5 protein-coding genes and 1 pseudogene are annotated in these 13,410 nt (G+C 55.8%); all 6 read left to right on the forward strand.

Annotated features, from left to right (window positions below):
* Positions 1 to 1,446, forward strand: coding sequence for a type VI secretion system protein TssA (tssA, locus tag BDE27_RS17995; RefSeq protein ID WP_099131725.1), 1,446 nt, complete (start codon positions 1 to 3; stop codon positions 1,444 to 1,446).
* Complete coding sequence (gene tssM, locus BDE27_RS18000) at positions 1,443 to 5,051, forward strand: type VI secretion system membrane subunit TssM (protein WP_099131724.1); 3,609 nt, start codon at positions 1,443 to 1,445, stop codon at positions 5,049 to 5,051. The genes tssA and tssM overlap by 4 nt, the downstream gene beginning before the upstream one ends.
* 81 nt (positions 5,052 to 5,132) lie before the next feature.
* The gene (locus BDE27_RS18005) at positions 5,133 to 6,539 is read left to right on the forward strand and encodes a VasL domain-containing protein (RefSeq protein ID WP_099131723.1); all 1,407 of its coding nucleotides are present in this window, start codon (positions 5,133 to 5,135) and stop codon (positions 6,537 to 6,539) included.
* A gap of 247 nt (positions 6,540 to 6,786) precedes the next feature.
* A pseudogene (locus BDE27_RS18010) lies at positions 6,787 to 8,533 on the forward strand (type VI secretion system Vgr family protein); the annotation flags it as partial.
* A gap of 41 nt (positions 8,534 to 8,574) precedes the next feature.
* Entirely contained in the window at positions 8,575 to 8,994 is a 420-nt protein-coding gene (locus BDE27_RS18015) for a DUF1795 domain-containing protein (RefSeq protein ID WP_099131722.1), read from the forward strand.
* Between the two features lie 12 nt (positions 8,995 to 9,006).
* Positions 9,007 to 13,401, forward strand: coding sequence for an RHS repeat-associated core domain-containing protein (locus BDE27_RS18020; protein WP_099131721.1), 4,395 nt, complete (start codon positions 9,007 to 9,009; stop codon positions 13,399 to 13,401).
* Positions 13,402 to 13,410: the final 9 nt, after the last annotated feature.

Raw genomic sequence — 13,410 nt, forward strand, 5'->3', positions numbered from 1 at the left:
ATGGACATCAGAACACAATTCGATTGGTTCGGCTCCCTGCTGGCCCCCTTGTCCGACGAACAGATTGGCAAGGCACTGGGAGACAACGAACCTGCATGGGAATACATTGACAGCGAAATGATCAAATTTGGTTCGCTGTCACATGGAGCGCTGGATGTTGAAGAGATCCAACGTCAGGCACTGCAATTATTACGTGAAAACAGCAAAGACTTCCGGCTGGTGGTTCATCTGCTGCGTACCCTGCAACATGCTGGCAACGCGGCTGAACTGATCCTCGCAATGGAGCTGCTGACCGAGTATATCAAAAACTACTGGGAAAAAACCTGGCCAACCAAGCTACAGTTAAAACGTCGGCTGGCACAGCAAGTACTCAAGCGTTTCGACTCCGCCCAGAACAGTTTTATTGAACAGGCAAGCAAAAGTGAACGGGATGATGCGCAAGGGGCGTTGGCACATCTCGCTCAATGCTGGCATGCCAATGAACCGGATCTTGCTAAAGAAGTTGACCAACTGCGCGTTCGTTATAACCGTCAGCCAGAAGCTGTACCTGTGGAGACAAAGTCTGCTCCTGCTGCGGTGCCAGCATCCTCTTCAGCCGAATCTATGGCGCAAACGCCACAGGGTTTTCAAGCTGCACCGATGCCAGAAGTCGACGTCAACAGTTCGAGCGAAAAAGCGTGGAAGCAGACTTTGATAACCGTCGCAGATCTGTTGTGTGAACGGTATCCCGAATTACCTGTTGGTTATTCCCTACGCCGTCACGCGGTATGGCACACCATCACTACAGCCCCGATGGCGAATGCAACAGGCAAAACCCCATTGGCACCGGCTTCCGCCGATCGTACTGCCGACTATTTGGCGAGATTGCCGCTGGCGGACAACAAATTGCTCCAGCAAATCGAGCAAAGCCTGATGCTTGCTCCTTACTGGCTGGATGGTCATGCCATTGCTGCACAAGCCGCATTGCAATTGGGGTACGGGAACGTCGCTCAGGCTATTCGTGATGAGCTGAATGCCTTTCTGAAACGGTTGCCCGTGCTGAAAACCTTAAGCTTTTCTGACATGAGTGCGTTTATTTCCCCTGAAACCCTCGACTGGCTCACGCTTGAGCCTGTGGCAATGGGCAAGGGTTCCGTTTCTGCTGATCAGGAAGTTATCTGGCAATGTTTCCAGCAACAGGGATTGGAAGCAGCCCTGAAAATGCTGGAGGAACATCAGCAACAGTTAACGGAGCCACGGGATCAATTCTATGGCCAATTGCTCAATGCCCAATTGCTTGAAGAAGCCGGCATGACAGCGTTGGCCCAACAGCATTACCGGAATTTGTTACACACGGGACAACACATGCAACTTATTCAATGGGAACCCAGCCTGCTGGCTTTATTGGCTGAAAAACTCCCTTCTCCTCTCAAGGATACGGCTTCAAACAGGAGTGTTAACCCATGAAATGGCCCTCTTTGTCATCTTTGGCTCCATTGAAATCAGCCTTGCCGACACTGGCAAAGTTTAAATCCTTGCCACGCCTCAAGGCATTGATGGCACTGGTTCTGGCACTTATCCCCTGCTTGCTGTTAATTGCGGTCTGGTGGTGGGGGCCGGAATGGAAACTGCGCAACGATTATCCACTGGAAAGCCTTGCAGCGCGCTGGCTGGCAACAATTATCATTGTCATGATGGTCGTATTCTGGGTTGGCATGAAAGCATGGCGTCGTTTGCGGAAACTGGAAAAACTGAACCTTGATGTTGAACTGAAAGTGGTTGATCCGGTACGGGTGGATATTGAACATCAGGATCGCTATCTCGATCACTGGAAATCCCAGTTGCAACGCCATCTGGATTCGTACAATTACCTGTATGAACGTCCGTGGTACATCATCATCGGGAGCCAGAAAAGCGGTAAATCCTCACTGATCAAGGAAGGTTATAAACTATCCGAAATCGCGGCACCGGAATATTTACGTCAGGATAGCGAAGTGCCCCTGATGCTGCGTTGCTGGTTAGGGGAAAAAGCGGTCATCATCGATCCGAAAGGCCAGTTAATTGACCAGCCAGTCCCGCTTAACAGCGACAAACCGCAAATCAATAGCCGTCTGTGGGAAGCATTGCTGAACTGGTTGGCTGAAAACCGTCAGCGCCAGCCACTCAACGGCATTATTCTGACCGTGGATACCCTGCGTCTGATGGCTGATAGCCGTGAACAGCGTGAACGCTATGTGAGGGAGATCCACCAGCGCCTGCAAGACATTCGTCTGACCTTCCACAGCCAGTTGCCGCTCTATTTGGTGATGACTAAAATTGACTTATTGCACGGCTTTGAGGCGATGTACCAGTCACTGGATCGCAAACTGCGCGACCAGATTTTGGGCGTGACGTTCAGCCTTAACAACCGCGATGAAAAAGCGTGGCGCAGTGAACTGGAAGCGTTCTGGAAGCAGTGGATGAACAACCTGAATTCAGCGATGCCGGACATGATGCTGAACAATGTGGACGCTAACCAGCGCAGCGCCCTGTTCAGTTTTACTCGTCAGATTCAGGGGCTGTACAGCTATATCACCCAGATGTTGGAAGATATTTTGTATAACGATGAACACCACCGCCCTACTTTGCGGGGTGTCTATTTGACGTCGGCCCATCAACGGGGACAGATGGATGACCTGTTCACCCAGTCCGCTTCGGCCCAGTATCACCTGGGATCGCAGGCGTACCCGACCTGGCCGGCTGGCGATACCCTGCCGTACTTCACCCATTCGCTGTTCGAAAATGTCTTGCTGGCCGAGCCGAATCTGGCGGCGGAAAACCGAATCTGGCTGAGCCGCAATCGTCGCCAGTTATATACCTTCTCCGTGGTCAGTGCGTCGGTCATTCTGGCGATGTGGGGGGGCTGGCATTACTTCTACCAGAAAAACTATCGGGCTGGTGAAGAAGTGCTGGCGCAGGCGAAAAACTTCCTGTCCGTCCCGCCCCCGAAAGGGGATGACCGCTATGGTAACCTCCAGTTGCCGCTACTCAATCCCATCCGGGATGCGACCCTGGCTTACGGTAACTATCACAACAACAAATCCTTTCTGACTGACATGGCGTTATACCAGGGAGGCGGGGTCGGGCCGTATGTGGAAGGCACCTACCTGAAACTGCTGGAGCAGCGTTTCCTGCCGGCATTAATGCTGGGGTTACTGGATGACTTAAATCAGGCCCCGGCCGGCAGCGAAGAAAAACTCGAGATCTTGCGTGTGATGCGCATGATGGAAGATGCCAGCAAACGTAATAGCGGCCTGGTCGCCCAGTATATGCGTGAGCGCTGGAGTAAGGCATTCCACGGCCAGCGTGATGTGCAGGAAGCGTTGCTGACCCACCTGAATTACGCGCTGGAGCGTACTGACTGGAAGGACAAACGGGATAAAGGTGAACAGGATGCGATGGATCGCTTCTCTCCGTTTGTCAAACCGATCCGGCAGGCGCAGCAGGAGTTGAAAGCGCTCTCCGTCAACCAGCGAGTGTACCAGAACCTGCGTATCAAGGCCCAGGATGCCCTGCCCGCACCGATCAACCTGCGTGACCAGATTGGTCCCAGTTTTGACAGCGTGTTTGTGGCCAGCAACGAAAAACGGCTGGTGGTACCGCAATTCCTGACCCGCCACGGCTTGATGGATTACTTCGTCCAGCAGGGCAATGAGCTGGTGGAGCTGACGGCGATGGATAGCTGGGTGCTGAACATCAAGAATAACAGCCCGGAGAAATACTCTGAACAGGCGCCGTCACCGGTGAACGATAAGTACAGTGACACCGATCAGTCGCGGATCCAGCGCGAAATCACCGAACTGTACGTGGCCGAGTACACCGCGACCTGGCGGGCAGCGATGAACAACCTTGAAGTTCGTGACTTTGATGATTTGCCGCAAGCCATCAGTGCCATCGAACAGGTGATCAGTGGTGAGCAACCCCTCAAGCGGGCGCTGCAAATCCTGAGCGATAACACCAATCCGCCGCTGATAAGCAACTCGCTGAGTGACAAGGAGAAACAGGTACTGACGTTGAAAGAAGACTACCGCCTGTTAAACCGCATTAGCCGCGACTTTGCCCCGGAAACGGGAGTGCTGATTGAGCATGGTGATAAGGGCAGCACGTTACAAAGTGTCTACCAAAAACTGATGGCACTGCACCGTTACCTGCTGGCGATCCAAAACTCACCGGTCCCGGGTAAGGCTGCCTTGCAGGCCGTCCAGATGCGTTTGGACAAGAACAACAGTGACGCCATTTTTGAAGTGCAGCAGATGGCGAAAAACCTGCCGGAACCGCTGAACCGCTGGATTGGTGAGCTGGCTGAGCAGGCGTGGCGCGTGGTGATGATGGAAGCGGTCCGCTCGCTGGAAGTGGAATGGAACGGCACGGTGGTCAGGCAGTACAAGACCTATCTGGCAGGGCGCTATCCGTTCAATCCGAACGCCCGTGAAGAAGTGCCGTTGAGCGAGTTTGACCGCTTCTTCCGGCCGGGCGGGACGCTGGACGCCTTCTATCAGCAAAGCCTGAAACCGTTTGTGGAAAACAACCTGACTACGGGCACCGACGGCAAGATGCTGATCCGTCCCGACGTCATGAAACAGCTGGCCGTGGCGAACCGTATTCGCACCACCTTCTTTACCCCCCAAAACGGCCTCGGCACCCAGTTTGCCGTTGAACCGGTGAGCCTGACTGGCAACAAACGCCGGGCCTTGCTGAACCTCGACGGCCAGCTGGTGGATTATTCCCACGGGCGCAGCAATGTGGCACGTCTGGTCTGGCCAAACTCGATGCGTACCGGCACGGAAAGCCAACTGACCCTGATGCCAGCGAAAAGCAATCAGGCGCCGCGCTCTGTCAGCTTTAGCGGCCCGTGGGCCCAGTTGCGGCTGATTAACAGCGGCAAGCTGACTAACGTCCAGCCGGGCTTCTTTGATGTGCGCTTTAGCGTCGATAATGGCGAAATGACCTACCGCATCTATGTGGATGAATCGGATAACCCGTTTGCGGGCGGACTATTCAGCCAGTTCAAACTGCCGGACACCCTTTATTAAGGGGAAGGCAGCGCGTCAGTCTTGAGAGCAAACCCGCCCCCTGCCTTCGGGCAGGGGTTTTTTAAGGAGAAAAGCGAGAATATGGGCGAACATCCTGAAAACCTCATCATCCGGGCCGGCGGCAGTCCGCTGAATTTGCCGGAATTTGCCGTTATCCGCGATGAAATTAACAAAACCAGCCATCCGGCGCAGCCAGAAGTGAACTGGCCACTGGTGGAATCCCTGTCCCTGACGCTGTTCAAAACCAACGGAGTCGATTTACAGACCGCGATTTACTACACCCTGGCGCGGATGCAACTCAATGGGCTGGCGGGGTTCACCGAGGGCTGTGAACTGCTGGCGGGGGTTATCGTCAGTGAATGGGAGACCTTGTGGCCGACCCAGCCGCAGGTGCGCACCGACCTGCTGGAGTGGTTCCATGCCCGTACCAGCAGTGTGCTGCGCCAACTGGATTTTGCCGCCAGCGATCTGCGGATGATTTACCGCGCCGAACGGGCCCTCCAGTTGATTATCGACCGGTTGCAGCAATCCGACCTGAAACGCCTGCCGCGGGTGGAAAACCTGTTATGGTTCTTCCAGAACGCAGCGAAAAAACTGGAAAAACCCCGTCAGGCGGCGAAACCGGTGGCGCCATCGGTGCAGATGCCACCGCTGGTTTACCTGTCCCAGTCGGAAGCCGAGCCGGAAATGCCTCCGTCCCCGTCACCCTTGCGCCATGACCCTCAGCCTGTTGCCGATAATCAACCGCGGGTGCGGGTCCAGTTTCCTGAACAACCGCCTCAGGGACTCAATGCGTGGCAGGGCTTTGGCCTGGGCACCCTGTTGGGCTTATTGGTGTTGGTGGGCGGCTGGCTGCTGTGCTACAAGCCCCTGCAACAACAACTCCAGGCCATCACCGACCACCCCGCGGGAGCCCGGTTGGCGTGGTTATATCAGCCTGAACTGGCGAGTTATGTCCACCAGCTTGAACGGCTGACGGAGACCTCGCCCCGGGTCACCTGGGAAGCGGCCCGCCGCCTGACGGCGACCGCAGAACACCAGTGGCCGCAATCGCCCGCCCAGCAGCAGGCGACCCGCCAATGGCAGCAGCAGGTGACCGCCCGGATTGACAGCGTGCCGCTGACAGGCAGCTGGAATACCACCCGCGACCAGCTTCAGCAACTGGCAGACAAAATCCTGTTGCAGGAGCGTACCCGGGGCAGCTTCACTTTGTCCTACCTGAAAACCGCTATCTATGACATCCAGCGCAGCCATGGCAGTGAAGTGCCACTGGAAGAACAGTTGCGTCAGTTGAGCGTCTATGCGGCCAAAGGGGAGCTGGCACCGCCGGTACTGCTGAAAGGGATCGATGACCGCTTTAACGCCCTGCTCGGTCGCTATGACCGGCTGCGTCAGGCGACCGAACAACGGGAAAGCCATGATAACAATGCGGCCGAATATCCGGCCAAAGACCAGCCCCCTGCCGTGACACGGGACGGCGGGCATTAATCAGGGAGACATCCGATGTCATTGAAAAAGAACATGGCGAAACTTCAGCAAGGGCAGACTCTTGTCCGGCAGGGGCAGCCGGCCTCGCAGATGGCCGGCATCTTGGGGAGCAGGGGTATCGTCCCCGATGGCGCAGGGCAAACTGCGTCCGGCGGTCAGGGACTGGCCGAGCGGGCTGCCAGCGGCCAGCATGCCGCCGCCAGGGCGCTGCAAAAAGCCAGCCAGACGCTGCTCGACGGGGGGGGACAGCGCCCCGAGCGGCTTGCAATTTACCCTGACGGCGGGCGGATTGCCGCCGCAGACCTTTGTCGTCACCGATTTTACCCTGGATGAACACTTTTCCCAGCCGTTCACGCTGGAAGTGGGGCTGGCGAGTGCGGATCCGGCCATCGACTTTCCGGTGGTACTCGACCGCACCGCCACCCTGACGATCACCCAGGATGGGGTAGAAAGCCGCAGTATCACCGGTATGGTCGCCAGCTTTGAACAGGGTAATACCGGGTTACACCAGACTACCTACCAGATGAGTATTCGCCCGGACCTGTGGCGCACCACGCTGCGGCAAAACTCGCGCATCTTCCAGCAACTGAACATTGCCGCCATTATCACCACTATCTTGAAAGAGCATGGTATTCGTGACGTCATCTTCAGTCTGCGCCACGCTCACCCGGAGCGGGAATTTTGTGTGCAATACCAGGAAAGTGACTTCGCTTTCCTGCAACGGTTGACGGCGGAAGAGGGGATTTTTTACTTCTTTGAATGTGGTAACGGGCGTAACACGCTGGTGTTTGCCGATGATGCCGGCTCGGTGCCGCCGGGCAAGGTGTTCCCTTATCAGCCGGGGGAAGCGAGCACCGTGGGCGAACCCGCCATCAGCAGCCTGACCTGTAGCGCCCAGGTGCGACCGGCTCAGGTGCAACTGAAAGATTACACCTTTAAAAACCCGGCCTGGCCGGCCGAATTCAGTCAGCAGATGAAGGAAGATACCCTGCAACAGCGGTATTACGAGCACTACGACTACCCGGGCCGTTTTAAGGATGAGGCGCACGGTAAAGATTTTACCCGTTACCGGCTGGAAGCCTTGCGTAACAATGCCCTGACCGGACAAGGCAGCGGCCAGGCTATTGCCATCCAGCCGGGTAAATTATTCACCCTGAGCAACCATCCGCGTGCCGACCTGAACCAGCCGTGGCAGGTGGTGAGCGCCAGTCATTCCGGCAGCCAGCCACAGGCGCTGGAAACTGCCAAAACCGGTGATTGACGGCCCGCAGATTGCCAAAGTGGTGGGGCCGGCAGGCGAAGAGATTTTCTGTGATCAGTACGGTCGTATCCGCCTCCAGTTCCCGTGGGATCGCTATGGCAAGAGCGATGACCAGAGTTCCTGCTGGATACGTGTCACCCAGCCGTGGGCCGGACAAGGTTGGGGCATGCTGGCGATCCCACGTATCGGTCAGGAAGTGGTCGTCGATTTTCTGCACGGTGATCCGGATCAGCCGATCGTCACCGGTCGGACCTACCACGCCAGCAATATCCCGCCCGGCGGGCTGCCGGGCAGCAAAACCCAGATGGCCTTCCGCTCCAAAACCCATAAGGGGGAGGGGTATAACGAATTGCTGTTTGAGGATGCGAAAGGCAGTGAACGGCTGGCATTGCATGCGCAGAAGGATATGAGCACCGAGGTCCTCAATGACCGCGCGACCCGGGTGATGCATGATCACACGGAAAGTGTCGGCAACAACCAGGTGATCACGGTGCGTAAAGATCGTCATAAGGAAGTCATTGGCCTGGAAGTCAGCAGCATCGGGACCCGGCAGGTGACGGTGGAAAAAACCAGTGTGCTCAGTGCCAAAGGCGCCATTACCATTCAGTCCACCGAAGATGGCCTCTACCTCGGGAATGCCAAAGGGAGTATTTCGATCGACAAGAACGGCAACATCCACATTACCGGCGACACTGTGATTATCAACGGCCAGAAAGTGATCACCCTGAACTGATCCCATTAGCGATTTGAGAAAGATTAAAAAAGGAAACCCCCATGAGCGCACACACTTACCCGATGAATGAAGGCACCCTGACTATTCCAGCCAACTGGCGTGATGAGACGATGCAGGTTTTTGTCCTGCCGGATGACAGTGGCGTTAATCTGGTGATTAACCGCACACCGGTTCCTCAGGGCAGCGATCCGGCGACCTATTACGCACAAACGCTGGCGCAATTTGCGACTCACCTGCCGGGCTATCAGGAGCATCAACGTTTACAATTGGTACTCAGTGGTGAACCCGCCTGGCGGCTGGATTACCAGTGGCAAAGCCCAGAAGGGGAAATGCACCAGACGGTAGTCTTGCAAATCCGGGGCAGCCAGTTGCTGGCCTTTAACCTGACGTCACCGCACCCGTTTGAGGAAGGGCAACTCAAGGCGTTACTGGCGGTTATCACCAGTTTTCAGGCGGCGTGACAGGAGGTCATCATGGGATTGGGTGACGACATTGTCACACGGATAGCCCGTGTGGGCGCAACCCATGCGGTGGGTAGAGTCATGCCCCCCGCACAGCCACGTGGCCCGGCCGCCGCGCGTGAGGGTGATATTATCCAGCATTCGAGCTTTTTAGGCGCGCTGGCGGGCGCAGTGGTCGGGGCATTGATCGGGGCGGCCGTTTTTGCGGCGGCCTCCGCCGTGATCGTCGGTACCGGCGGATTGGCCACCGCAGCGGTATTGGCATTAGGCACCGCGGGCACTCTGGCGCTGGGCGGGTTTATCAGTGATGTCAGTGCGGCGGTGACGAATATGGTGGACAGTATCGGGCCGCCGGATGGCGCCATCAGCAAAGGTTCACCGAATGTTCTGATTGAGGGCAAGCCGGCGGCCCGGGCGACAGTCGATTTAGCCGCCTGCAGTAAACACCCGCCACCGCTGATAGCACAAGGCAGTGAATCGGTGTTTATCAATGGTGAACCCGCCGCCCGGATGAATGACAAGCTGGTGTGCGGCGCCACGATCAAGAGCGGCGCAAGCAAGGTCTTTATCGGCTCCGGTCAGGGCACCTATCTGGACATTGAGGAAGAATTTTCCGGCTGGCAACGGGCGTTGTTGATCGCCGTGGAATTTATCGTTCCACCTTCGCGCGGGCTGGCCAAAGGGCTGGGTAAACTGCTGACCAAAACTGGTCGGCAGGCGGTGCTGAAAGGGGCGATTAAAGGAGCGAAAACCGTCGGCAGTACGGTTCGCAAAAACGTCCAGTGCGCCAAAACAGCGTTTAAAGAAACCCGGGGCTTAAAACGTTACTGGGTCAGTACGAAAAAATTCTTTACCGGTGACCCGATTGATGTCACCACTGGGGCGCTGTTTGATCAACGCACCGATATGGAACTGGGGCAGACGCTGCCGCTGCGTTTTACCCGCAGCTGGTCACCGGGGCAGCGGGGCTTACTGGGGGAGAACTGGTTCGATAATTTCTCGGAATGTGTGCTGGTGACGGGAGACCGGATAGAAATCCTGACCATCGAAGGGGCTTCCCTGCATTTTGCACTGCCTGCCAGCGTTGACCACAGCATTAACCCGGATCACCCTGAATTCCAGCTCAGCCGGAAAAAATCCGGCTTTGTACTGACTGAGCGCAATAACCCGGTCCGCAAATACTTTTCGTTGCGGGCACTTACGGAAAAAGAGGCACCTACGAGCGTACAGCGCTGGCGGCTGACCGAACACCGTGATCGGAACGGGAATGCGGTGCATTTTCACTATAACGAGATGCATCAACTGGACAAAGTGACCCACAGTGACGGCGCAGAGCTGAGGCTGTTCTACCGTGAAGATGGTCTGTTAGCGGACATTCGCCGTACCGATAATGATCTGAATGATGTGATGGCACGTTACCGTTATCACGACAATGGCGCTTTGGCCGAGGCGGACAGTACCCAATACTTTCATTTGTTCTATAACTATAACGCGCAGGGGCTGATAAGCCGCTGGTCGGATGGTGACCAGACAGCGGTTGATTATACCTATGATGCGCAGGGCCGTTGCATCCACAGTGTGGGCAGTGGTGGGTTTTACCCGGTACAACTGACTTATGAGCCGGGTATCACCCGTTCCACCACGCCGCAAGGCCATATCACCACCTGGCATTACAACGACCAGCAGCAGGTGACACAGGTCGAAACCCCGTGCGGTCATGTTACGCGTTACGAGTATGATGAATGGGGCAACCTGTGCCGCCAAATTTTGCCGGCCGGCCAAATCCTGACCTTGGAATATCTGGCGGATACCGGGCTGGTGACCGCCTTTACCGATGCCATCGGCGCAACCTGGCAATATCACTACGATGAGGCTGACCGCCTGATCAGTATGACCGATCCGCTGGGGCGTGTCTGGTGGCAACAGTATGATGACAAGGGCAATGCCGACTGCTTTATCGCGCCGGATGGCAGCAAAACCACGCTGACGCGCAATGCATTTGGACTGGTGATTGCGGCAGAAGATACAGCGGGCAGCAAACGGACTTGGGAATATGACACACAGAAGCGGCTGACCCGGCTGTTTGATGAAGAAAACCGCAGCTTGCGTCTGGGCTACGACAGCCATGACCGGTTGCAGCGACTGGCATCGGGGGGCGGGGCACTGTGGCTGTGGGAATACGATCGCCATCATCGGGTGGCGTTAAGCGATCGCCCGAATAATAGCCTGGAGCGTTTTCGTCATGATCGCCACGGTAACCTGACCGCGTGGACGGATGCGCGTGGTGTGCAATGGCATATCGAATACGGACCCTTTGACCTGCCGGTGGGACGTATCGATGGGGAAGGCCATCGCTGGCAGTATCGTTATGATCCCGACAGCCTGCAACTCGTTGAAGTCATTAACCCGCAGGGCGAAAGTTACCGCTATACGCTGGATGCGGACGGGCGGGTTATCACTGAAACCGACTATGCCGGCACGCAATGGCGCTATGCCTATGACGGTAACGGCAACTGCCTTGAAAAACGGGATGCGTTGGGCAACGTCACGCGTTTTGAGTACGATGCCGCCAGCCGCATGACCGCGATGCATACGCCAGAAGGCACGACCACCTACCGTTACGATATTCTGGGGCGGCTGCTGGAAGTGATTGCCCCCGAAAACACGCCACTGACGTTTGAATACGATGACCAAGACCGCATAGTGAAAGAAACGCAGGCACACGGCGACATCCAACGTGATTACCCGGATAACGCAACTGTGGCAAGAACACTGCAAACAGGGGATGGTCAATGCTGGCAGGTCACATTCGAAGCCAATAAGGTGGGTGAACTACGGAGATTCAATCTTAACGGTGAACACACGCTCAATATTGAGCGGGATGACGATGGCCATGAATGGCATCGCCAGTCAGATAAAGGCTTTATCCTGCGGCAAGAACACTCCCTGATGGGACAGCTGACTGCACAACGTGCCGGGAGTAACACCGAGTTTTTTGCCGCCCATGAAGTGGCCGATATTCCCCAGCCAACTCTGGCCGGACTGGACAGAGAATATTGCTATGATGCGGCACTGAATCTGGTGGCCGCGAATGATGAGCGGCAGTGGCTGCGCTATGTGGTAAACGGCAATGGACAAGTGACATCAGTCAGTGATGGCGAACGGTTGCGTGAGCATTATCAATATGATGCATCCGGTTATCCCGCCCGTCGGTTTGATGGGTTCAATGAGATAGACGGGGAGCGGCTGTACCAGAAAGGGCACCGGTTACGCCAGCTGGGGCAGCATCTGTTTGAGTATGATGATGCCGGTCGCATGACCGCCCTGCAGTTGTGGGAAGACGGTCACCGTCCGCAACTGACCCGGTTTAGGTGGAACAGCCAGAATCAACTCATCGGCGTGCAAACGCCGGGCGGGCAACAGTGGGCCTATCGCTATGATGCGTTCGGGCGGCGCACGGAGAAGGTGTGCGAACGGGCGGGCCAGCGCACCACCTATCTGTGGGATGGCGATGTGCCGGCGGAGATTAGGGAATACCGGCATAACCGGCTGTACAGTATCCGCCATCTGGTGTTCGACGGCTGGCAGTTGCTGGCGCAGCAGGTGCAGTTCTTTAGCCCGAACCCGGAAAACCGCCGTGAACAGCTCGCGGGAAAAGTGCAGACCCAGTACGCGGTGTGCGCCCCGACCGGCGAGCCGCTGGCGTTGTTTGATGCCGCCGGGCACCGGGTCTGGCGCCGGCCGCCGCAGAGTCTGTATGGATTGCGGCTGGGGGTGTTGGGGGAAAATGCGGAACTGAATCCGGGGCTGCAATATGCCGGCCAGTGGCTGGATGAAGAGAGCGGGCTGGTCTACAATCGGTTCCGGTATTACTCGCCGGTGGCAGGACAGTATCTGACGCCTGATCCGATTGGTCTACATGGTGGGTTTAACCCTTATAGTTACGTATCAAACCCAACAGGTTTGATTGACCCACTTGGGTTGGCAGGATGTGGTGTCACATTAACAGTTAATAAGCCAAAGATCTTGGGTACGAACTTATCCGATGCTGAACGTAAGTTCCTTGAAAGGGAATTTAGGATAAAACAAAATGCGTTGAATAGAGCTGCTAAACGAGGCGAATTAGTTTGGTCTCCAGGTACGCACAATGTAAGGATTTCATCATTACAAAATGCTTATAGGAAAGCGGTTTCTGAACGTTATGAAAGAATATTTGGTAAAGCACCAAACTTATCAAAACTCAATGCTGATCACCCGGTTGACCTTATAGTCGGTGGTTCTGCAACACAAAGATTGAAAATGTTAAATGAGTCTATCAATAAAAGTGTTGGTAGTGCTTTAAAAAGCGCTGGCAGAAAAGCAGGGTTAAAAGCCGGTGATAAAATTAGTGAAATAATATTTATTTGAGGATGATAT

Origin of the sequence: Xenorhabdus ehlersii, assembly GCF_003610465.1 — a bacterium.
GTDB lineage: Bacteria > Pseudomonadota > Gammaproteobacteria > Enterobacterales > Enterobacteriaceae > Xenorhabdus > Xenorhabdus ehlersii.